This is a genomic window from Mesorhizobium sp. AR10 (assembly GCF_024746795.1).
Classification (GTDB): domain Bacteria; phylum Pseudomonadota; class Alphaproteobacteria; order Rhizobiales; family Rhizobiaceae; genus Mesorhizobium.
In genome coordinates this window covers 75,122-97,424 of the sequence record NZ_CP080524.1, presented here as the reverse complement: position 1 = coordinate 97,424, position 22,303 = coordinate 75,122, and the positions used below count along the sequence as shown (strand labels likewise).

The following is a 22,303-nucleotide window of genomic DNA, read 5'->3' as shown; positions in this document are numbered from 1 at the left end:
AAAGTCGACGGAAACCGTCTAGGCTCCGCAGGGCGCCGCTCGCAACCTCTTCGGCCACTGACCGGCCGGTTCCGACAACTCAAAGCGACGGGCTTGTCCCGCCGCTCTGCTTTTGCAGAGGAGAGGTCTGGATGCTCTGTGTGGGAGCGTGGGCTCTGCTAGCCCATCGTTAATTGGCGAGTGTCCGTCGTGGTTATTCCGGGGTAGAGCCCTTGATAAAGGCACTCAGCACACCGTCGAGATGCTGCTTCATCGTCTTTCCTGCAGCTGTTGCATCGCCGGCGGCGATAGCCTCGAAGATATTTTGATGTTCGGCGGCAGTTCGGCCCGGACGATCGGGTCCCAGAAGCAGTTGCTCGAAGCGTTCGAAGAGTGGCTTGGTCCGGTATTCCCATAGTTTGGAGACGACCACCTCGTACGCGGGGTTTCCGCTCGCTCGGGCGATCTCGACGTGAAACAGGCGATCCCCCTCTCGATAGTTCTCCGGAGTGGCAGACGTTGCCGATGCTTGCAGGTCCATCGCGGCGCGCATGCCGTCCAGGTTCTCTTGCCTGTGATTGGCGGCTGCCAGTTCCGCGACACGAGGCTCGATCACGCGTCTTGCCTCCATGATCTGTATGGGGCCGATATCCACTTCAGACGGATTCTGTGCCGCCGGACGCTGCGCGCCCAACAGTACCTGGACCCCATGGCCCGGTCGGATCGCGACGCGACCGGTCACCTCAAGGGCAATAAGAGCCTCGCGTACCGACGTCCGGCTTACCGCCAGTTGTTCGGCAAGCTCCCGCTCCGACGGCAAGAAGGTGCCGGCGGGGAACAACCCCTGATCGATACGCGTCTCCAGGAGTTCGGCGATCCGCCGATAAAGACGGGTCGACTCCAATTGCGGCAGGCGTGCCGTGGCCCTCTCCTCGGAGGGGGATGCCGGATCGGTAAAGTCGTTGCTGCGCAAATTGGTCCCTCTGCGTCGGTCTGAAAGGTCAGCGGCGCACCTGCCGATAGTCTAGCGCATGGGCAAGCCACCGGATGGAAGTTTCTCGTTGACGGCGTAAGCGAAGTCGGATTATTGGTCAAGTGGTTGGACCACTGGACGACTGGACAACACCAGCGCCGCGAACCGGAATCAGGGAGGATTCGCATGATTGACAATAGACTGCGGTTCCGTCTGATCACGATCGCAAGCGATGAGGAGCTGTTCCATGTCGTCGAGCGCGGAATGCGCGACGCGGCTACGGCCTTAAACGTGGACGCAGATCTGGTCGGCACCCCCGGCTTCGACATTGGAGAGGTGCTCGGCCTTGTTCGATCTGCCATCCGCGATGGCATCGACGGCATCGGGCTGAATGTTTTTCACCCGACTGCCCTGGCAGGCGTTATCGCCGAAGCAGGTGCCGCTGGCGTGCCGGTGGTCGCCTTCAACATCGACGCGGCCAAGACCGGCAGCGGCAATCTCAGCTACATCATGCAGGATTTCGTTGCCGCCGGCACGGTCCTGGGACACCGCGCCGCGGCGTCTGTTGCCGATGGCGAACACATCATCGTCGCCATGCATGACGACGGGGTGGGGGCACTGGAAGAGCGGGCGGCAGGGATCGAGGCGGGTCTCGCATCGCGGAGCGTGGTTGTCACACGCGTCATCACCGGGCGCGCTCCGGCGAGGGGCGCCGAGATTCTCGATGAAGCATTGTTCCGTCTGGGCGCCCGCGCAATCATTGGCACCGGACAGCCGGATACCGAGGCCGCCGGGCTGGTAGCCAGGGCGGGTCGGAAGCATGGCATCTATGCGGCGGGCTTTGATCTGTCGCCCGGGATCGTCGACCTTATCGCCGAGGGGCATGTCGACTGCGTCGTCGATCAACAGCCCTACACTCAGGGTTTCTATCCAATCGTGCAACTCGCTCTCTACCGGCGGTTCGGCCTCATGCCGTCATCCCTGGACGCCGGTGCCGCGATCGTCGATCGCCAAAACGTCGAACTGGTTCGCCATCTCAGCAAGCAATCCATCCGCTAGGTCACCACATGAAAATCACTTCCGTCGAGCCCTTCATCCTGCACGCTCCGATAAACGTCCCATCGATCTCGGACTCAACGCATACGATCACCCACTGGGGAATCGTCGGGGTCAAGATCGGCACGGACGACGGCCTTTTCGGATACGGCTACACTGGCACCCACGCTCACCTCGAGTCTGACCGGCTGGTGACCTCCTGTATCGCCAAATCCTACGGGCCGATGCTGATGGGTGAGGACGCACGCGACGGAGATCGGCTCTGGCTGAAGCTGGCGCGTTTCCCTGCGGTCCAGTGGGTGGGCAGGGCCGGCGTCACCCATATCGCATTGGCGGCGATCGATATTGCTTTGTGGGATCTCCGCGGCAAAGCCGCCGGGCTGCCGCTCTGGAAGCTTCTGGGCGGTGCCACGACAGAGCTGCTCGAAGCCTATAACACCGATATCGGTTGGCTCTCCATTCCCAAGGACAGACTGGTTGATGGCAGCAAGCGGGCGATCGAGCATGACGGCTTTCGCCGTCTGAAGATCAAGGTCGGCCATGCGGATCCCATGATCGATATCGATCGCTTCGAGGCCGTGCGGAAGGCCGTCGGTCCCAGTGTCACAATCGCAATCGATGCAAACGGCAAATGGGATCTGCCGACCTGTCAGCGGTTCTGCGCTCGGGCCGAACCGCTCGACGTGTTCTGGTTCGAGGAACCCATGTGGTACGACGATGTGGGGTCCCACGCAGCACTTGCGCGATCGACGTCGATCCCCGTGGCTCTCGGCGAGCAGCTCTATACCGCCGACGCGTTCAATACCTTCATCGGCGCCGGCGCGGTGCAATATGTGCAGCCTGACGTCACACGTGTCGCCGGTATCACCGAGTACATCCAGGTCGCGCATAACGCGCACTCGCACCGCCTGCCTGTAGTCGCCCATGTGGGCGACATGGGGCAGGTGCATGTCCACCTTTCATACTGGCATCCGGCGACTTCGATGCTGGAATACATTCCCTGGATCAAGGACTGTTTTGTCGAGCCCATCAAGGTGGAGGACGGCCACTATGTCCGGCCTCAGATGCCCGGGGCCGGCTGCACGCTGACCGACCAGGCGGTAGCGGCATTCGGTCAGTCCTGCTAGTGCCGGAGGGAGGGACGATGAAGCTTCTACCAGTGGAGCGCGAGTTCGAGGGCCGAACGGCTTTTGTACTCGGGGGAAGTTCCGGCATTGGCCTGGCCACGGCCCGGTTGCTTGCCGAGCGGGGAGCCAGCGTCGCCATAGTCGGTCACGCGGACGATACACTCATCGTCGCGAAGGAATTCACCGACGATGGGCTCAAAGCTGTTGGCCTTTTCGGCGATGCCAGCCAATCTGCATTTGTAAGCCACGCGATTGATCGGACCGTCCAGACCTTCGGAGGTCTCGACATACTGGTTTGCTCTGCCGCCATTCACCCCGTTGGCGATGTGCTGGAAACGGACGAAGCCACCTGGGACCGTACCTTCGCGGTCAACGTGAAGTCGATGTATCTCGCTTGCCATTACGGTGTGCCGCACCTGATCGCCAGCCAGGGTGGGTCGATCATCACCGTGGCCTCGGTGCAGGCCACGTCGAACACACCCGGCGTCTGCGCCTACGCAACCACAAAAGGCGCCATCGTTACGTTCACCCACACTCTGGCCGTAGACCTGGCCAAGCACAACATTCGCGCAAACACGATCTGCCCGGGGTCGATCATCACGCCGATGCAGGAACACTTTGCAAAAGCGAATGGAAATGGACGCAGCGTCGAGGAGATGTACCGCGAGTTCGCAAAACCAGTGCCTCTTGGACGCCTCGGTCACGCCTGGGAGATCGCCGAACTCGCCGCCTTTCTCGCAAGTCCCAGGTCGGGGTTCTGCACGGGAGCGCAATTCACCGCTGATGGCGGCCTCCTGGCGGGCCTCCGGATTTTCTAGGCGGTAAGGACGGAGAATAGGCATGCGTCGCATAGACACCCACATGCATTTCTGGACCCTGGCGATGGAGCGATCCTACTCGCTCTGGATGACGCCCGAACTGAAGGTTCTTTACCGGGACTACGGTCCCCGTGATGCCAGACCGCTGATGGAAGCGAACGGCGTCGAGGGCTGCGTACTGGTCTCGGCGGCGTCCACCATCGAGGAGATGGGCTATCTCCTGGGTCTTGCCGACGGACACGACTTCATCCGCGGCGTCGTCGGGTGGGTGGATATGTTGGCTCCCGACGCGGTCCGAGACCTCGAGCAATGGGCTCGTTCGCCGGTATTGAAGGGTATTCGTCCTTACCTGCAGGACCTCCCCGAGGATGATTGGATCCTGCGTCCCGAACTCGATGCGGTGGTAAGGAAGCTTCCCGAGCTCGGCCTGCGTTTCGACGCCTTGATCAAACCGCGGCACATACTCAATGCAGTGCGTTTCGTGGAGCGCTACCCTGACCTCCCGGTCATCGTCGACCATATGGCGAAGCCCATGATCAACCAGGGAGAACTCGCGTCCTGGGCCCGTGACATGGAAGAGTTCCGTCAACTCGATCACGTCCATTGCAAGCTCTCCGGTATCCTGACCGAAGACGGCCCGGAATGGACGTCCAAGCGGGTGCTGCCCTATCTGGAAACGGTCATCGATATCTTCGGGCCGGACCGCCTCGTCTTCGGAAGCGACTGGCCCGTGGTCAACCTGGTCGCTGACTACGGCAGGTGGGTCGATGTCGTCGATGCCGCTCTCAAGCACATGACACGCGCCGACCAGCAGAAGGTTTGGGCCTCGAACGCCGAAAGGTTCTACGGCCTATAGGCCGAATTGAGCGACTTCGCGGTCCGATCGCGAGGTGGCCTAGCAGTTTACCGATCCTCTGATTGGGCCACTGGGGAACCAGTCCAACAATGGTCGGGGCATGGGCGCAAAGCTGGGCGCCAAGATGACCAGTGAACAACTTAGGAGGATAAATTGAGGATTGGACAAATGGAGACGAGATTCGTGACCGCCGGTGTGAAACGCGTCGGTCGGGGCGTACTCGCTGCGTGCCTCGCGGGCCCGCTCGCGCTGGCCCCCGCGGTCGCTTCCGATCACCGGATTGCGCTCGTGCCGGGTGGTCCCCACCCGTATTTTGCTGGCTGGGAGCCCGGGCTGGCTGACGCCGCAAAGGATTTCGGCATTGCGAAGGTCGAGTATCAGGTGCCCGCCGAGTGGAAGCTGGAGGCTCAGACGCAGTTGCTCGAAAGCCTCGCTGCGCAGGGCACGAACGCGTTTGGTATCTTCCCGGGCGATGCGGTTGGCATCAACTCTACCCTGGGAGAACTGAAGGCAGGCGGAATTCCTTCGATCGCAGTCGCCGGCTGCGCCAAGGACCCGACCGACGCGGCATTCTGCTTCTCCACGGACGTGTTTCAGGCCGCCTATGTCGGCACCAAGGCGCTGATCGAAGCCATGGGCGGCAAGGGCGCCATCGTCCATGTGGCGGGGCTTCTGGTCGACCCGAACACCACGCTGCGCGAGCAGGCGGTGCAGAAGGCGGTCGACGAGACCAATGGTGCGGTCACGCTTCTGCAGACTGTCGGTGACACCGACAACCAGGAACAGGGAGACCAGAAGATCAATGCCCTGCTGGCCGCTCAGAAGGACAAGATCGGCGGCATCATCGCTACCGCGTATATCTCCTCTGTCGTCACCGCCACCGCGCTCCGCAATTTGGGCGACAAGCGGATCAAGATGGTCGGCATCGACGACGACAAGATCGTGCTCAACGGCATTCGTGACGGCTTTGTCGCAGGTACGATCGCCCAGAACCCCTATGGGCAGGCCTATATCGGCGCCTATGCGCTCGATCTGCTGGCGGGTGGTTGCACCATAAAGGCGGATGCGCCGTGGATCACCACTCCGCAGACCGCCCATTTCGTCGATTCAGGCACGGTCGTGATCTCGGAAGCTAACGTCGGCACCTATGCCGAAGACCTGAAGGCCGTGACCAAGAAGATGCAGGCGACCTTCAAGGACACCTACCTCACCTGCAAATAGTCGTGCGGGCGGCTCCGATCCACGGTGCCGCCCGTCCACCTGGCGCCGACCACTACGCCGGGACAGATCACGTCAGTCGCGAGAAGCCAATGACAACGCAAATCCCGTCAAGCTCGGGTGCATCCACTTCGATCACAGGACTGCTGACGCGGGGCTCCACCCAATTCGGCCTTTTGATCATCCTGTCTGTCGTCTGGGCGGTATTCGCGAGCCTGTCGCCGGGCTTCCTGTCGACCTTCAATCTCAATTCAATAGGCCGCTCGGTGGCCGTGGACGTCGTGGTGGGTTTCGCCCAGATGGTAGTCCTCGCGACGGGTGGCATGAACCTCTCGGTCGGCGCCATCGGCGTCTGTTCGGTCATGCTCGCCGGCTACTTTCTTCAGGTGCTGGGGCTGCCCATACCCCTCGCGATCGCCGCTACGCTGGCCTTCGGTGGCGTGCTCGGGTGGCTTAACGGGATCGCCATCACCAAGACCGGCGTGAACAGCTTTGTGGTGACGCTGGCCACGGCCAGCCTGTTTTCGGGCGGCATGCTGATCCTCAGCCATGGTGTACCGCTCAACGGCCTGCCGCCCGAAATTGGTGTCTTCGGCAAGGCAGCGGTCGGTCCTGTTCCAGCACTTGCTATCGTGGCCCTGGCGATCGGCGGGCTGCTTTACCTCCTGTTCGCGCAGAGCGTTCTGGGACGTCAGATTCTTGCGGTTGGTGCCAATTCCAGAGCCGCCGAGATGTCGGGCATACCGGTGTCCCGCGTGATCGTCTTCGTGCATGTGCTGTCGGGAGTCCTGGCGGCCGCTGCGGCCCTGATGTTGATGGCACGGCTCGGAGCGGCAATGCCGGCAGTGGCCGGCGACGATTGGCTTCTACCGTCTTTTCTGGCGCCTGTAATCGGTGGCACGTCACTCGCCGGCGGTGCTGTATCGGTGATCGGCACGATCCTGGGTGCGCTGCTGGTTTCCACTATTCGAAGCGGGCTTTTGATCCTGCAATTCGCGAGCTTCTGGCTGCAGTTCTTCCTTGGAGTATTCCTCCTCGCCGCCATCCTGGTCGAACGATATCGATCGGTGCTGTCTGCCCGCGAACAGACGAGGCAGGCATGAAGCCGGTCACCTTCCTGCTTCGCCAGCAATGGTCGGGGATCCTCCTCGCAGTGGTGCTGGGCATCGTGGCGCTGAGCATTGCAAACCCTACCTTCAACACGGAATTCAACTGGTTCGTGCTGCTGCGCAGCATCTGCGTGGTCGCGTTGGCGGCTTTCAGTCAGATGATCATGCTCGCCGTGGGTCAGATGAACCTCTCGGTCGGCGCCTTGGGAGGGTTGGTTGCTATCCTCGTCGGGGGCCTGATGGATGCGTGGGGGGTCCCCGCCATCCCGGCTGCGTGCATTGCGGTCCTAGTCGGTGGCGCGGCCGGCTTGCTGAACGGCTGGCTGACGGTCCGGACCGGTATCAACGGCTTCGTGGTTACCCTGGCCACTGCTTCGGCATTCACTGGCATCAATCTCGGCCTCACCAAGGCCGTGCCGTTCTATGACCTGCCGGCTGACTTTGTCGCATTCGGCAATGGTCGCATCGGAGCGTTTCCACTCCTGATGATCGTTCCGATCATCGTCACCGCCTTGCTCGCGATCTTCCTCAATCGCACCGTCAAGGGTCGTCACCTGCTCGCAGTCGGCGGCAACAGCAACGCGGCCGAGCTTTCCGGCATCTCGGTGTCGCGGACAATCATGCTGGCCCATGGTCTCTCTGGTCTCATCGCCGCCATTGCGGGCGTGCTTGCGGTGGCGCAACTCGGATCGGCTCAGCCCACGATCGGATCGGACTGGCTGATCATCTCCTTTGCCGCGCCGATCATCGGAGGTGCCAGTCTTTCGGGCGGATCTGTGTCGATAACCGGGACCGTGATCGCCGTGGTTCTCATCGGCCTGATCCAGAACGCGATGGTCCTTCTCGCAGTCGATCCCTATTGGGTAACGTTCCTGCTCGGCGCATTGATCCTTGCCGCAGTCTGGATCAACCGTATCCGCACGGTACGCATGGAGAGAGCACGATGAGTCTCGCCCTCCAGAGCATCACCAAGTCGTTTCCGGGCGTTCGCGCTCTCAATGACGCCTCCCTCACGCTGGTGGGTGGCGAGATTCATGCGTTGATGGGAGAGAATGGCGCAGGCAAGTCGACCCTGATCAAGATCATCACGGGGGTCTACCGAGCTGACTCCGGGACGCTCAAACTCGAAGATCGAGACCTCGTTTTCAACTCGCCCAGGGATGCAATCGCTGCGGGCATCGCCGTCGTCCACCAGGAGCGCAACCTCATCCCGCACTTTTCGGTGGCCGAGAACATTCTCCTGGAGCGGCTCCCGACGCGCAATGGACTGGTAGACTTCGCGCGGGCGCATTCGGAGACGCGGCAGCACCTGGCTAAAGTGGGGCTCGATATCGATCCGGCTACGGAGGTCCGTCGACTAAGCGTTGCCCAAATGCAGATGGTCGAGATCGCAAAGGCTCTCAGCCACAAGGCAAATGTGCTGTTGCTCGACGAGCCTACCGCGTCACTCACCGAGGCAGAGGCGGAGACGCTCTTTCGGCTCGTCCGCCAGCTGCGGGAGGCGGGGACGGCGATCCTCTTCGTCAGTCACAAGATCGAGGAAGTACTGTCACTCTGCGACCGAGTCACCGTTCTGCGAGACGGCGAGACGACGTTGATGGCCGCACCGGTGGTGGGTATGACGCGAGGGAATTTGATCGAGGCGATGATCGGTAGATCAGAACGTCCTGTCCTGCCGCGAAAGCGGGGGCCGCAGCTGGATCAGCCGCGGTTGCAGGCTCAGGCGCTCGCCACTTCGTTTGGGCACGAGGCCATCGACTTTACTCTTCACAGGGGAGAGATCCTTGGCCTGTATGGCTTGGTGGGAGCGGGCCGGACTGAACTTGCCCGTGCGCTTCTCGGGCAAGGCAAGATTCGTTCCGGCCAGGTCCTGGTCGATGGCGCGGCGGTACGCGTGCGCTCGGTGCGCGATGCCATCAAGCGACTTCGTATCGGCTATGTGAGTGAGGATCGAAAGTACGAGGGTGTAATCGTTGATCACCCCATTCGCAGCAACATCGCGATCACCGTTTGGGACTCGATCGCCCGCACGCTCGGCCTGCTTACTCGCGACGATGAGGTCGCTCTTGCCGCGCCATTGGCCGCGCGACTCGAGATACGTACCCCGAACCTCGAACAGCGCGTTGGGAATCTGTCGGGCGGCAACCAACAAAAGGTATCGCTGGCGAAGTGGCTGGCGGCCGACGTCGACATTCTCATCATCGACGAGCCTACCGTCGGTATCGACATCAAGGCCAAGTCCTACATTCACGAACTCATCAACGAGCTTGCAGACCGAGGGATGGCAATCCTGCTCATCTCAAGCGATATGCCCGAAATGGTGGCGATGGCCGATCGCATCCTGGTTATGCATGAGTTCGGGCTAATCGACGAATTCGTCAACGACAGACGCTACGAAACGGCTAGTACCAGGATCATGGAGGCGATCCACTCCGTGACCACAGGAGGTGTCGGATGACGACGCGAACTGCGATCTATGGGGGCGTGATCCTCGGCGAAACGTTATGATCTATTCTGAGAAAGCGGCCCGGCGTCAGGGTAACAGCTGCCACCTTGGCCTTAGCTTGCTGTGATCGCGTCGCCTTTGCGGAGGCACTATGGCTCACCCGTTGGAGCCGCGCAGCGTTTCGAACAGGAACCTGACGCTTTTTTTGTCCTCGTCGATCCAGTTCTCCAAAAGCCGTGGGGTGCCTTGCACCAGCCCGCCGCCGAAAGTGTCGACCGAACTATGCATGAAGTCGCGGAATCGGTGCGCGGCCCCCACATCAGGCTCAACACAAAGTCCCGGTAGCCGCTCCTCCAACAGCCGGCAGCTCTGTTTGACAATGCTTCAGACGTTCGATGAGCCAACGGCCGGCAGGCCCCGGCGGTGCGGACGTCGGATAAACCGCGGATATGGGCAGTATGAGTCCGCCCGGTGGAACGTCCTCAATTGATAGCTCTACCAATCTCCCTTCGGCCATATCACGCCGGACGGCATGCAGCGGCATGCCACCCCAGCCAAGGCCACTGAGGAGAAAGGCGTGCTTGGCGAAGAGATCTGCAAGTCGCCAGGTTGATGAAGACATAACGCCGAACTCGTGTCCTGCTGACAGTTCGGACCTGTCGGTCAGCACAAGCTGCACATGCTTTGCCAGTTCCGATTTCGGAATCGTTCCCTTGATCTGCGCCAGCGGGTGATCACGCGCCGCGACCATCATGAACGCCAGCCCGATCAACCGTTCTCCGGTGAGGGATGGTGGCATGGTCGGCAGCGACCCGACGATGCCGATACTGGCGGTTCCGCTAAGGACCGGCTGGTAGGCACCGCCCAACGCCTCGACAAAAAGCCGAAGCGGTGTTCTCGGAAAATGCTCCCGAAACTCCTTTGCTGCCTCTGTAATGGCCTCTATCGGGAAGAAGACGTCCACGACCACAGAGAGTTCCGGTTCGATGCCAGACGCCATCCCCTTCGCCCGCGCCTTCATGAAATCGACGCCAGAGACGATGCCCCGGGCATCAGCAAGCAGGACGGCGCCGGCCGGCGTCAATTTCGGGTAGCGCCCGGAGCGATCAAACAACGACACGCCAATTTGCGCCTCAAGCCCGCTAACCAGATCGCTGACGACCGACTGCGCGCGGCGCACCTTGCGGGCGGCTGCCGAGAAGCTGCCTTCATCCACAGATGCAATGAAGGTCCGAAGCTGATCAAGGGAGACGCCGTCGAGCATGTCACATCCAATCCATCGGCCACTCCGATACGAAAGATCGAAATATAGCGGATTTTCCAATAATCGCAATGATGCAAGAATCCCGAAAGCGTCGTTGGGAAACGAGCGCCGATCCCTCGGAGACTGCCGCGGCTTGAGTAGTTTGCCGAAGCTCAAAGAGGATTTCGGCCTCGCGGTCAGTCACCGAAGGAACACGCAAATGAAGACACGGCGCCTCGGTCGCGACGGCCCATTGGTTTCCGCAATAGGTCTCGGCTGTATGCGGATGTCGACCATCATGGGCGGGCGGCAACCGGAACGCGACAGTCACAGCGAGCGCGAGGGTCTCTCGACCATTGAAGCGGCGCTAGACGCCGGAATCACCTTGCTCAACACGGGCGATTTCTACGGCATGGGTCATAACGAGGCCTTGGTCGTCAGGGCGATCTGCCGGCGCCGGGATCGGGCCTTCATCAGCGTGAAGTGCGGCATCCAACGGACCCATACCGGCGCCATCCTCGGCATGGATGGACGACCAACTTCAATTAAGAATTATGCTACCTATTCATTGCAGCGTCTGGGCGTGGATTACGTCGATCTCTATCAGCCGGCGCGCGCCGACCCGTCAGTACCCTACGAAGAAACGATCGGCGCGATCGCCGAGCTGATCAGCGAGGGCAAGGTCCGCTATCTCGGCGTCTCCGAGGTCAACGCGGACAATCTTCGCCGAGCCCATAGCACGCATCCGGTCGCGGCCCTGGAAATCGAATACTCGTTGGCAAGCCGATTCATCGAACGCAAGATGCTGCCTTTGGCGCGTGAGTTGGGTATTGGCGTGGTTGCCTATGGCGTCGTGTCCCAAGGTCTGCTTACCGGGACCATGCGTGGGGGTGTCGTAAACGAACAGCTTGCCGCCTCCTTCTCGAGGCTCCAGGGCGCGAACTTACGGAAGAACCTCGAAGCGGTTGATTTTCTTGAACAGTTGGCCAAATCGAACGGCTGTAGACCCGCGCAAGTGGCGATCAGCTGGATGCTATCGCGCGGCGACGACATCGTTCCGTTGATCGGGACGAGCCGGCGGTCGCGCCTATCTGAAAACCTCGGCGCGTTGGACATCACCCTCAGCATGCACGAGCTGAACGCGCTTGATACGCGTTCAAGCCCGGCACCATCGTCGGCGGCCGGCCTTAAGCCACCAGGCGCAGCGGTCCCAGGAAGCACTGGCAATTCTCCCAAGCGACGCGCGTAAAGCATCCATCGGTCCAGCCGATAGATTGCGTCGGAATATCACGGCTATTCGAGTCGCAGCGCGCGTGAGACGACACCATCCATGTTTCACGCGCTCAAAAAATTCCCTCACACCAGCATCCACGCCACCCACGCGTAACCCGGAGGCCGTTTCCATGACGATCCTGCACATCGATTCAAGTATTCTTGGCGGTTATTCCGTCAGCCGTTCGCTGTCCGCCGAAATCGTGGCGCGGCAACAGGCGCTGCATCCAGATTCAAAGGTGATCTATCACGACCTCGTCATCGACGCGGCCCTGCACCTCTCTGACCACCATATGGCTGTGTTCCAGGGCGGCGCGGTGACGGATCCTGCCCTCGGCGCGGATCTCGCCGCCGGTGGCGCCTATATCGATGAACTTTTTGCAGCCGACATCATCGTCATCGGCGCTCCGATGTACAATTTCTCGGTCCCCTCGCAGCTCAAGGCTTGGATCGACCGCGTTTGCGTCGCTGGCCGGACCTTCCAGTACGGTGCGAACGGTCCCGAGGGCTTGCTGCCGAACGGCAAGAAGGTCTTCATCGCCTCCTCGCGTGGCGGTGTCTACACCGGCGACAGCCCCGCCGCCGTTCTCGAACACCATGAGACCTACCTCAGGGGCGTGCTCGGCTTCATCGGCCTCACCGATGTGACCGTCGTGCGGGCCGAAGGGCTCAACCTCGGGGAAGAAGCCAAGGCGGCCGCGATCGCCAAGGCGAAGACTGAAATCGCCGCGCTCGCCGCCTGACAGAATCCAACTCGATGAAAGACAGTTCAATGGAAAAATATGCTCCCACCATCGCCGCCGTCGGTCGCATTCTGATTGCGGTCATCTTCATCATGAGCGGCCTTACCAAGCTCGGCGCGCCGGCAGCGGCGCAAGGCTACATCGCTTCTGTCGGTCTGCCGCTTCCGCTCCTCGGCTATGTGATCGCGCTGGCCGCAGAGATCGGCGGCGGTCTTCTGCTCCTTATCGGCTTCCAGACGCGTCTGATCGCTGCCTTGCTGGCGGTTTTCACGATCGCCACGGCCGTCTTCTTCCACAACAATTTCGCCGATCAGAACACGATGATCCACTTCCTCAAGAACATCATGATCACCGGCGGTCTGCTGCAGGTCGTGGCGTTCGGCGCGACGTCGCTCAGCCTCGACGCACGCGGCCTCCGTCTTCGGGCAGCATAGACCCTCCGGGTCGCGGCGTCCGTCGGCCCGCGAAACCGATCCGGGACGCCGCCGTGCGGCGCTGTTGGGGCCGGCTCGTGGCGGCAGCATTCTGGAGAGCGGGCACACGCAAGGCAAACTTGCGGTGCCCGCTTCAATTTCAAGCCTGCCAGCCCAGGTTCTCCGAACCCGTGAGTCATGCCCTAATCAAGCATCGCCCTATCGCCCCATCGCCGAAATCACCGACTATCCACGGCTATGGTGCATACGAAGCGGCTCTATCAGCATCGCTAGTCCGCCCGACGGTCAGCATCCCGCACACCAATGGCCAGCCATCCTTGGCTCAATCCCAGCGGCATCGTGCCGATTGGGCCCGATCTCGATTTCGACACACCCGTTGAGTGCCCCGAATAAGGAGGAACAAATATGCAAACCGTCACGGCGAATGGTGGCCATATTCCCTCGCTCGGCTTTGGCACCTACGGGATGACAGGACCCGCGCTGTCCTACATCGTCACCGCCTCGCTGCAGGCAGGATTTCGGCACATCGATACGGCGCAGATCTATTCAAACGAGGCCGACGTCGGCGAAGGCGTGGCTGCATTTGGTCTCTCTCGCTCAGATGTATGCATCACTACGAAGGTTTGGGTGAGCAACTACGCTCCTGCTCAATTTGCCCTGTCGGTTGACGAAAGCCTTCGAAAGCTCCGCACCAACTATATCGATCTGCTGCTGCTGCACTGGCCGAGCAACACTGTGCCCCTCGCCGATCAGATCGGCGCGCTCAACGATACGGTGCGAGCGGGGAAAGTGCGTCACATCGGCGTTAGCAACTTCAACCGGACGCTCATGGCAGAGGCCGTCCGGCTTTCGGACGTGTCTCTCGTCGCCAACCAGTTCGAATACCACCCCTATCTGGACCAACGGTTGCTGGTCTCCGCAGCGCGGGAGGCCGGCCTGTCCGTCATCGCCTATTGCGCCATGGCGATCGGCCGCGTTTCAAAGATCCGACTCTCAATGAGATCGCGGCGCGGCATGGCAAGACTTTCACAGATCGTCCTCCGCTGGTTGGTCCAGCAGGACGGCGTGGTGGCGCTATCGCGAAGCACCAACCCCGACCGCGTCGCGGGCAACGCGGCCGTCTTCGATTTCGAGTTGTCGCCCGAGGAGATGGTGGCGATCGGCCGGCTGGCCAAACCGGACAGCCGGATCGTCAATCCGCCAAGTCTTGCGCCGGACTGGGACTGACGTCGATGGCTTCCCCTACGCGGCGAGCCACCGCAGCAAAGGGCATCTTTCAAAGCCTTGTTGTCGAGCCGGAGTTTGACGGAGAAGGGAGCGAAACCGGCTTCTACTTTGTCAGTATCGGCGAAGGCCGCAGACTGGTGCAGCAGCTGCGCGTAAAGCGCAAACAGATCAAGACGGAACCGATCCGTTGTGTCATCGATACCGTGAACGATGTGCATGAAATCAGCCTCGACGAGACCCGAAGCGATCCAACCGCCGGCGCGTTCTACCATCTCGGGCGGCAGGTGGGGTGAAAGTCTTCATTTCGCTCTGCCATGGATCCGTCTGCTCATCGTCGCTGCAGCCGCGGCGAGCGACCTCGACCTTCTGGGTTGATTCGCGGTGATGAAGTCGCCTTTTGCGCTTCCAAAGGCCTCTGCAATGACGCTGTTCGAGGGTCGGCTGTCCGAAGCTCGCGCGGCTCACGTCGCTTGGAAGACGTGGATCGCGACGCCCGGCGCGCTTAGCCCGGCGAAAATGGTTCGTTTGGCGCTGGCCAGCTTCGGCAGTTGAAAGGCGCTCTTCGACAGGAAGGGGTCTGCCAGGGAGATTGGTACGGCGGCAGTGCGGACATTATCGCGCTTTGGGAAATGAGGCCGCTGAGTTTGAAATCGGCGGCGCGCCCCACCGCATCAATCGGGTGGGGCGTGATCTTGCAGGGTGTCGGCTTAGCTCTTTATGAAGGCAAGCAGATCCGAATTTATTGTGTCGGCGTTGGTCGACAGCATGCCGTGCGGATAGCCCGGATAAATTTTGATAGTGCCGTTTTTCAGGAGCTTGACCGATAGTTTGCCAGCATCGTCGATCGGCACGATCTGGTCGTCGTCGCCGTGCATCACGAGCGTCGGGACCTTGATCCTTTCAAGGTCTTCGGTCTGGTCCGTTTCCGAAAATGCCTTGATCCCTTCATAATGGGCCTTCGCACTGCCCATCATGCCCTGCCGCCACCAGTTCTGGATCAGCCCCTGCGACGTCTTCGCATTCGGACGGTTGAAGCCGTAGAATGGCCCGGTCGGCAGGTCGATGAAGAATTGGCTGCGGTTGTCCGCAAGGGCCTTGCGTAGGCCATCGAAGACTTCGATCGGCAGACCACCTGGATTGGCGTCTGTCTTCAGCATCAGCGGTGGGACAGCACTCACCAAGACGGCCTTGGCCACGCGGCCCTGTGGCTCGCCGAATTTTGCGACATAACGGGCCACTTCGCCTCCGCCTGTCGAATGTCCGATGTGGACGGCGTTCTTGAGGTTGAGATGCTCGAACACTGCAGCCGCGTCGGCTGCGTAGTGATCCATGTCGTGACCCTCGCTGACCTGCGAGGAGCGGCCGTGACCGCGGCGGTCGTGGGCGATGACGCGATACCCGTTTGCCAAGAAGAACAGCATCTGGGTGTCCCAGTCGTCTGAAGACAGTGGCCAGCCATGATGAAACACGATTGGCTGCGCGTGTTTCGGACCCCAATCTTTGTAGAATATGTCGACGCCGTCTTTTGTCCTTACGTACTCTTCGGTCATGGGAACTGCTCCATTGGGCGTGTTTGGGTGCTTTTTGGTAGCGGCGAGGGACGGCGCGGCCATGACGAGAGATGCGGTCGCCCCAGCCACGAGGGCCTGCCGCCGGGAGAGGGGGAGGGAAAATTCGCTTGTCACTGATGGCTCCATCTCGACAGTGCGCTGGGCTGTCCGGCACGTCTTCTGATTAAGGGCGTCCTTCCCATCTTTATTGTAGGTTCTTGCGGCTTCTTGGACTTTTGGGGCTTTTCAGCATGCGGGACTTCGGAAGGCTGCATGGCAGTATTTGAGGCAATAACGTCATATCAGGCTCCTTCGCCAGCCGTCGGATCCCGAAGCCGATTCACGCCGGGCGATCAACTTAATTGGTCGAAGGACAGCCAAAGCTGACAAGACGCGATCTCTGGGGTGATCAATGCACCGCTGTATTCATTCGATTGGCCAATCTCATATCGGCCAAAGCCACTTGGCATTGCACGACGCCCTTCGCGACCCTTTTCGCTTTGGGTACGTTGCATAGGCAATCTTAGGGCAAAAAGCCACGCGGTCATCGAATGCGGGACCATAAGGAGGCGGCAACCACCGAGTGGCTGTTCGTCGAGAATTTCTCGCGATACGACAACGTCGTTTTGTCCTGTGGGACGACGCGTCAAGTCGGCGCCAATCTCAACGCGATTGAGCAGACGGGATAGGTCGCTTTCCCCCACTCTCCGGCAAAAATATAAAAGTTCGGCATGGCCATCAAATCAATCGGCGGCCGATCTGGCTAAATCCTCACTCAGGTAGACGACGCGACACGCTCCCTTTCGCGAGGGACGGGCACCGGCGCCGCATTCGCCCACCGGCACGCTCAAGGCGGCTGCGCTAATCCATTCAGGATGCTCCCAGCGCTGCCGAACCAGAATGACACCTGACTTTGCCAGGCCCTTTCGCCTGCGCGCATCGATTTGGAAAGGCTTAGCCATGGCAATTTCGGCGACTGTGAACGGAAAAAGCGTGCAGCTCGACGGGCCGTCCGACATGCCGTTGCTTTGGGCGTTGCGCGACCTGCTGGGCATGACGGGCACCAAGTTTGGATGCGGTATTGGGCAATGCGGAGCTTGCACCGTGCATTTGGACGGGAAGCCAATTCGGTCATGCATGCTGCCGATCGGCGAACTGCGCGGCAACATAACGACGATTGAAGGGATCGGCGAAACGGAAGAAGGCAGGCGCATTCAAAAGGCCTGGCTAGCCGTTGAGGTTGTTCAATGCGGCTACTGTCAGTGCGGTCAGATCATGGCGGCCTCGGCGTTGCTTGCCCGCAACCCGAGACCTGATGATGAGGCTATCGACGCCGCGATGTCAGGCAACATCTGTCGTTGCTGCACGTATCCGCGTATTCGCCAAGCGATCAAGGAAGCATAGTCGCCATGTTCGCTGTCCTTGACGAAAAGAGCCCCTCTGCAGTCAGTCGGCGGAATTTTTTGGCTGGTGGAGCATTGGTCCTAGGATTCGCAATGGCGAGTCCGGCACGTGCCGTTGTTCCTGCAGCTGACCTTGGAAGAAGTGGCGCATTAGATGCGGCCGCTACTGGCTTCGAAGGCTTCGTGCCCGATGGTTTTATCCGCATCTCTCCTGACGGTCGAATTGTTCTCGTGGTCCCGAGCGCGGAGATGGGGCAGGGTATTACTACTACCGAAGCGATGATGCTGGCTGAGGAACTTGAGGTCGGACTGGATCAGGTGGAAGTAGCGCTGGCTCCAGCCGATCCGACGGCCTACAATCAGGCGATCCTGAAGGGCCAAATCACGGGCGGATCGACATCCGTTCGCGCATTCTATAGCCCCCTGCGCACAGCAGGGGCCGCTGCCCGCGTTATGCTCATAAATGCTGCCGCTGAGCAGTGGCAGGTTCCAGCCTCGGAGTGCATAGCGGCCCGAGCCGTTGTCTCCCATACGAAGAGCGGCAGGACGGCGACCTACGCTTCATTGGCACTGGCGGCTAGAACTCAAAAAGTACCCGACGATGTTCCACTCAAGCAACCGGAGGACTTCAAAGTCATCGGAAAGCCCCTGAAGCGCGTCGACACGCCGGAAAAAGTCGTTGGAGCAGCCAAGTTCGGCATCGACTTCGTCGCCGAGGGAATGCGGTACGCCGCAATCACGATCTGTCCGACCATCGGCGGCTCGGTGAAATCGGTTGATGAGAGTCAAGCGCTGGCCTCTCCTGGTGTCGTGGATGTTCTTCGCATTGAAGATGCAGTTGCGGTCGTCGCAGAAAATTATTGGGCTGCTAAGAAGGGCTTGGACGCCCTCGTTGTCGAGTGGAACGACGGCCCGAACGTTTCGATGTCGTCCGATGATCTCTGGAACGGACTAAGGACCGCCACCACAGCTCCAATCGTCGGAAAAGTTGTCGGGAACCCAGACGACGTGCTGGCAAGCGGCATTCGCATCGAAGCGACTTACGAGCTTCCCTATCTGGCCCACGCGGCGATGGAGCCGATCAATACCACGATCCATTGCCGTCCGGATGCCTGTGACATTTGGGTCAGCACGCAGGTTCCTGAGATCGCCCGCATGGTGGCCGCTGAAATCATCGGCCTGCCGCTGGAGAAAGTGGCTGTTCATCCGCATTTGATCGGCGGAGGCTTCGGACGAAGACTGGCGGTCGACACCATCCAGCAGGCCGCTCGATTCGGGAAGTTGGCCAACTACCCAGTAAAGATCATATGGACGCGAGAGCAGGACACCATGCATGACCGCTATCGTCCTGCTTACTACGACAAGGTCGTTGCCACGCTCGACAAGGAAACTCGCCTTCCGGCAGCCTTCCATCATCGCACTACCTGTTCGACAGTTCGCACCTACTACGACCGCAAGCCGTGGCCCGACGGAAAATTGGACCCAGATTCCCTCGTCGGATCGATGGACATGCCCTACGCAATCCCTTCGGCGAAGTGGGAATGGGTGCGCCAAGACAGCCCGGTGGATCTGAACTGGTGGCGAGGTGTTGGCGAGGGGCACAATGTTTTCGTCATCGAGAGCTTCATCGACGAGCTGGCGCTCGCTGCAGGACAAGACCCAATCCCTTACCGCCGCGCAATGCTCAGGGGAAACGCTCGCGCCAGGGCGGTCCTCGACAAAGTTGCAGAGGCGTCGGAGTGGGGTAAGCCTTTGCCCCCGAGGTGCGGGCGAGGCGTCTCGCTTCATCACAGTTTTTCGACGTTCGCCGCACTCGTTGTGGAAGTTGAGGTCGACCGGCACGGTGAGGTCTTTCTAAAAAAAGCTACGATCGCTGTCGACTGCGGCGTACCGATCAATCCCGACGGTATCGTCGCTCAGTTGCAGGGCGGAACGATCTTCGGACTGTCCGCAGCGCTGCACAATGGCATCACCTTTGAAAATGGGCGCGTCCAGCAAAGCAACTTCCATGACTATCGGCAGATACGTATGAATGAGGTACCTCCGTTCGAGGTTTTCGTCATCCCAAGTGTCGAAAGCCCTGGCGGCCTCGGGGAAGTGGGAACGGTGTCTGCCCCAGCTGCTCTGACGAACGCTATCTTTGCGGCAACCGGCGTCCGTCTTAGGTCACTCCCGGTAAATCGCGCTCTGCTGGCAGAGAAAGGGATTGGGAACCGCGTCCCTGACACCATAGCGATGTCGGTATCGGAACGGGAAGGGCAGGCGGCACAATGAGACACTTGTCGCGCTTCCTTTTCGTTGTTTGTTCTCTAGCAGTCGTTGCTGCCGTAGGTGTGGCTGCCTTCTTCTTTTGGCCCCACGACCTTGCGGCCGTGGAGGCAAGCGCATCGCAGCCACATGGCGCTGACCTTATCGCACGGGGCAGATATCTGACGATCGCGGCAGACTGTGAAGCGTGTCACACTGGGCCGGGCGGGCAGCCGTTCGCCGGTGGGCTGGCATTCAAATTGCCGTTCGGGACGATTTACTCACCCAACATTACACCCGACAACGATACCGGGATTGGCTCTTGGAGTGACGCCGAGTTTGTAAGAGCAGTTCGCTCTGGCGTCGGGAAGCACGGAGAAGATCTTTACCCAGCTTTTCCTTACACCTCGTATGCCCTGCTTTCGACGGACGACATCCTGGCAATCAAGGCATACCTGGGAAAGCTCAAACCAGTTTCCAATAGGTCTCGCGCCAGCGATTTGTCTTTCCCGTTTAACCAGCGCTGGGCGGTGAGAGGCTGGAAACTTCTGTTCGTGCCGTGGGGACAGTTCAAGGTCGACGACAGAAAGAGCGCAGAGTGGAACAATGGTGCGTACCTAGTCGAAGCTTTGGCGCATTGCGGTGAATGCCACACCCCCCGTGGCTTGTTGTTCCAGCGAAAACAGGGAGAGGCGCTGTCCGGCGGCGAAGTCGACGGTTGGAAGGCGTGGAACATTACGTCAGATAAGACGAGTGGTATCGGCCGTTGGTCTGACGATGCCATCGCATCCTATATTTCGACCGGGCATACCGATGACCACGGTCCCGCTGCAGGAGCAATGCGTCAGGCGATCGACTTGAGTCTTAGCAAGCTGCCCCGATCTGATATCGACGCGATCGTTTCGTATCTCAGGACAGTTCCCGCTCAACCAAGCAGTTATGAGGGCGCCGTGGTGAGTTCTGTCGTGCCAGCTGCCCAAACGTCCCAACCCTGGACGCCAAGCGAGCAGGGAAGCGGCGGCCTCGGTGAAAAAATCTTTGAGGGTGCCTGTGCGAGCTGCCATGGCTGGGACGGTAGCGGTCAAAACAATCCTCGCGCTGCGCTGCTTGGCTCTCACGCGGTGAACGACCCTTCAGGTTCGAACCTAGTCCGTGTCGTCCTCCAGGGGAGTTCCGATCCCGAGGGAACCGCGACAACCGCTATGCCTGCCTTTGCGCAGGCATATTCGGATACCGAAATTGCGGCGTTGGCGAATTACATGATCGGGCATTTCGGCAATCAGAAGGGCCAAGTCACGCCAAATGACGTGGCGCAAGCGCGATAAGATAACAGGCTTATCTTCAACGGTGATGGCCCCGTTTCGAGAGAAACGGGCCAATCTAGCTGGGTTGGACCTCCAAAGCGGTTCCGTGGAACAGCAGCATTGGGTCATGGGCGTGAGTTCGGCTTGGCGGAAGCGACCTCCGCTAAGGGTCCGCAAGCCGACCTACACCTTCTACAGGCGCAACCGGATTTCCAGTTACGCCAGAAACCACGAGAGCAGGTCCAGTTCAAACGGTCGCCTCTTCGGCGCTCCACTCCAGATAGCCCTCCGTCTGTCGAACTCAGTACAACGTCGGAAGCAAGGCTCAAATTAATGAGGCACAACGTCAACGAGTACAACCCGCCAGACATTAGAGAGTTCTTAAGGGATGCACTGTGGTGGAAAGTTGCGGTTTGGGCTCATCTGCCAGAACGAGCGAGTAGCGCCAGAACCGGACATAGGTTCTGCGGCCGAAAGCAGACATGCGCGCCGCGATTTTGTGGTCCGAGCTCAATTGATCGACATTCAATCAGGAACTGTGCGCCGTATGCCGTTTGATGAGCGGCATCTGATTCCGAGTGACGAGAATTCCTGGTTCCTTACCAGGTACATGCTCCGTCAGATCATCGAAACGGTGCCCGGTTTCGCGCATCACGGCCGAATGACCGATCATCGCTCACCGCTTGGCGCATCCACTTCGACCAACCAATCCTCGGTCGCCGCCGAAGCAGCCTCTGTGCTGACACTCAGCAATCCTGGGAGAAACGTCAAAAGCGCGGACGCTTCTTACAAGCCGAGAATTTCGAGCCGTGATCAAGTGCGTCTCACGGAAAACGAGCCTCCCGACACTCGCGATCGAGAGAAGGGATGAGCGCAAGTGAGTGTTCTGCACCGAAAGCCAATCCGCTGAAGACAAGGAAGAACATGCCGTTGAATGCCACTCACGTCGGAACTCACCATTGTTGGCGGTAAGGTGGTCTATGGCGCGGGTGATCTCGATGAGAGCGATGTGCCGCCTGCGATGCCATACGGGTCACCGGTCCGCGGCTACGGCGCCTGGGGCGACACGGACGGCGCCCAACGGCACTCGCTCCGAAGAACCGCCATTGCCTCCTGTGGCTGTTCATCCGCATGCGGCCTGCTTGGCCACGACCATGCTGGCGCCTGGAGTTCGAAGCTCCGGTGTCCGATCTCGAGGTTTTTTTCGGTGCACTCGGCTGCAGTTGTTGGGCCGTCTGATCTACGGAGCCGTTCATCAACACGAATGCTATCCCTGCGATTGAACAGAGTCTCGCCGG

Annotated in this window: 21 protein-coding genes and 2 pseudogenes; 19 read left to right on the top strand and 4 right to left on the bottom strand. The window is 60.2% G+C overall.

Going from position 1 to position 22,303, the window contains the following annotated elements:
- Nucleotides 1-193: 193 nt before the first annotated feature.
- Nucleotides 194-952 (bottom strand): FadR/GntR family transcriptional regulator, encoded by a 759-nt coding sequence (locus LHFGNBLO_RS03980; protein WP_258604555.1) that lies wholly within the window; start codon nt 950-952, stop codon nt 194-196.
- A gap of 126 nt (nt 953-1,078) precedes the next feature.
- Here LHFGNBLO_RS03980 and LHFGNBLO_RS03975 point away from each other — a divergent pair, with 126 nt between their 5' ends.
- From LHFGNBLO_RS03975 to LHFGNBLO_RS03940, 8 genes are all read left to right on the top strand, one after another.
- Entirely contained in the window at nt 1,079-2,011 is a 933-nt protein-coding gene (locus LHFGNBLO_RS03975; protein ID WP_258604551.1) for a substrate-binding domain-containing protein, read from the top strand.
- An 8-nt stretch (nt 2,012-2,019) separates the two neighbouring features.
- Nucleotides 2,020-3,135, top strand: coding sequence for a mandelate racemase/muconate lactonizing enzyme family protein (locus LHFGNBLO_RS03970; protein ID WP_258604550.1), 1,116 nt, complete (start codon nt 2,020-2,022; stop codon nt 3,133-3,135).
- A 17-nt stretch (nt 3,136-3,152) separates the two neighbouring features.
- Nucleotides 3,153-3,953, top strand: coding sequence for an SDR family NAD(P)-dependent oxidoreductase (locus LHFGNBLO_RS03965; protein WP_258604548.1), 801 nt, complete (start codon nt 3,153-3,155; stop codon nt 3,951-3,953).
- Nucleotides 3,954-3,975: 22 nt separating this feature from the next.
- Nucleotides 3,976-4,809: an amidohydrolase family protein gene (locus LHFGNBLO_RS03960; RefSeq protein ID WP_258604546.1), complete on the top strand. Its 834-nt coding sequence runs from the start codon at nt 3,976-3,978 to the stop codon at nt 4,807-4,809.
- Nucleotides 4,810-4,977: 168 nt separating this feature from the next.
- Nucleotides 4,978-6,030 carry a sugar ABC transporter substrate-binding protein gene (locus tag LHFGNBLO_RS03955; protein WP_258604545.1) on the top strand — a complete coding sequence of 351 codons (1,053 nt, stop codon included), beginning with the start codon at nt 4,978-4,980 and terminating at the stop codon, nt 6,028-6,030.
- A gap of 89 nt (nt 6,031-6,119) precedes the next feature.
- Nucleotides 6,120-7,130 carry an ABC transporter permease gene (locus LHFGNBLO_RS03950; RefSeq protein WP_258604544.1) on the top strand — a complete coding sequence of 337 codons (1,011 nt, stop codon included), beginning with the start codon at nt 6,120-6,122 and terminating at the stop codon, nt 7,128-7,130.
- A complete protein-coding gene (locus LHFGNBLO_RS03945; RefSeq protein WP_258604543.1) occupies nt 7,127-8,083 on the top strand; it encodes an ABC transporter permease in 957 nt (318 codons plus the stop codon). The genes LHFGNBLO_RS03950 and LHFGNBLO_RS03945 overlap by 4 nt, the downstream gene beginning before the upstream one ends.
- Nucleotides 8,080-9,594 carry a sugar ABC transporter ATP-binding protein gene (locus tag LHFGNBLO_RS03940; RefSeq protein WP_258604542.1) on the top strand — a complete coding sequence of 505 codons (1,515 nt, stop codon included), beginning with the start codon at nt 8,080-8,082 and terminating at the stop codon, nt 9,592-9,594. The genes LHFGNBLO_RS03945 and LHFGNBLO_RS03940 overlap by 4 nt, the downstream gene beginning before the upstream one ends.
- A gap of 144 nt (nt 9,595-9,738) precedes the next feature.
- On the opposite strand, the gene LHFGNBLO_RS03935 is transcribed toward LHFGNBLO_RS03940, so the two are convergent.
- Nucleotides 9,739-9,870, bottom strand: a complete 132-nt coding sequence (locus tag LHFGNBLO_RS03935; RefSeq protein ID WP_258604541.1) for a hypothetical protein — start codon at nt 9,868-9,870, stop codon at nt 9,739-9,741.
- A gap of 37 nt (nt 9,871-9,907) precedes the next feature.
- Nucleotides 9,908-10,846, bottom strand: coding sequence for a LysR family transcriptional regulator (locus LHFGNBLO_RS03930; protein ID WP_258604539.1), 939 nt, complete (start codon nt 10,844-10,846; stop codon nt 9,908-9,910).
- Between the two features lie 199 nt (nt 10,847-11,045).
- Here LHFGNBLO_RS03930 and LHFGNBLO_RS03925 point away from each other — a divergent pair, with 199 nt between their 5' ends.
- The 5 genes and pseudogenes from LHFGNBLO_RS03925 to LHFGNBLO_RS03905 all read left to right on the top strand — a co-directional run.
- Nucleotides 11,046-12,074 (top strand): aldo/keto reductase, encoded by a 1,029-nt coding sequence (locus LHFGNBLO_RS03925; RefSeq protein WP_258604537.1) that lies wholly within the window; start codon nt 11,046-11,048, stop codon nt 12,072-12,074.
- A gap of 154 nt (nt 12,075-12,228) precedes the next feature.
- Nucleotides 12,229-12,840, top strand: a complete 612-nt coding sequence (locus LHFGNBLO_RS03920) for an FMN-dependent NADH-azoreductase (protein WP_258604535.1) — start codon at nt 12,229-12,231, stop codon at nt 12,838-12,840.
- A 14-nt stretch (nt 12,841-12,854) separates the two neighbouring features.
- Nucleotides 12,855-13,274, top strand: coding sequence for a DoxX family protein (locus tag LHFGNBLO_RS03915; RefSeq protein WP_258604533.1), 420 nt, complete (start codon nt 12,855-12,857; stop codon nt 13,272-13,274).
- A 405-nt stretch (nt 13,275-13,679) separates the two neighbouring features.
- Nucleotides 13,680-14,501 (top strand): aldo/keto reductase, encoded by an 822-nt coding sequence (locus LHFGNBLO_RS03910; protein ID WP_258604532.1) that lies wholly within the window; start codon nt 13,680-13,682, stop codon nt 14,499-14,501.
- A gap of 32 nt (nt 14,502-14,533) precedes the next feature.
- Nucleotides 14,534-14,737, top strand: a pseudogene (locus LHFGNBLO_RS03905) (chromosome partitioning protein ParB); the annotation flags it as partial.
- A 471-nt stretch (nt 14,738-15,208) separates the two neighbouring features.
- Here the strand turns inward: LHFGNBLO_RS03905 and LHFGNBLO_RS03900 are convergent.
- Nucleotides 15,209-16,198 carry an alpha/beta fold hydrolase gene (locus LHFGNBLO_RS03900; protein ID WP_319944208.1) on the bottom strand — a complete coding sequence of 330 codons (990 nt, stop codon included), beginning with the start codon at nt 16,196-16,198 and terminating at the stop codon, nt 15,209-15,211.
- Nucleotides 16,199-16,602: 404 nt separating this feature from the next.
- Between LHFGNBLO_RS03900 and LHFGNBLO_RS03895 the strand changes: the two genes are divergently transcribed.
- The 6 genes and pseudogenes from LHFGNBLO_RS03895 to LHFGNBLO_RS03870 form a co-directional block, all read left to right on the top strand.
- Nucleotides 16,603-16,740 (top strand): hypothetical protein, encoded by a 138-nt coding sequence (locus LHFGNBLO_RS03895; protein WP_258604529.1) that lies wholly within the window; start codon nt 16,603-16,605, stop codon nt 16,738-16,740.
- A 271-nt stretch (nt 16,741-17,011) separates the two neighbouring features.
- Nucleotides 17,012-17,455, top strand: coding sequence for a (2Fe-2S)-binding protein (locus tag LHFGNBLO_RS03890; protein ID WP_258604528.1), 444 nt, complete (start codon nt 17,012-17,014; stop codon nt 17,453-17,455).
- Between the two features lie 92 nt (nt 17,456-17,547).
- Nucleotides 17,548-19,728: a xanthine dehydrogenase family protein molybdopterin-binding subunit gene (locus LHFGNBLO_RS03885; RefSeq protein ID WP_258604526.1), complete on the top strand. Its 2,181-nt coding sequence runs from the start codon at nt 17,548-17,550 to the stop codon at nt 19,726-19,728.
- The gene (locus LHFGNBLO_RS03880; protein ID WP_258604525.1) at nt 19,725-21,026 is read left to right on the top strand and encodes a c-type cytochrome; all 1,302 of its coding nucleotides are present in this window, start codon (nt 19,725-19,727) and stop codon (nt 21,024-21,026) included. The genes LHFGNBLO_RS03885 and LHFGNBLO_RS03880 overlap by 4 nt, the downstream gene beginning before the upstream one ends.
- 493 nt (nt 21,027-21,519) lie before the next feature.
- Nucleotides 21,520-21,876: a hypothetical protein gene (locus tag LHFGNBLO_RS03875; RefSeq protein ID WP_258604523.1), complete on the top strand. Its 357-nt coding sequence runs from the start codon at nt 21,520-21,522 to the stop codon at nt 21,874-21,876.
- A 69-nt stretch (nt 21,877-21,945) separates the two neighbouring features.
- Nucleotides 21,946-22,244: pseudogene (locus LHFGNBLO_RS03870) on the top strand (amidohydrolase); the annotation flags it as partial.
- Between the last annotated feature and the right edge of the window lie 59 nt (nt 22,245-22,303).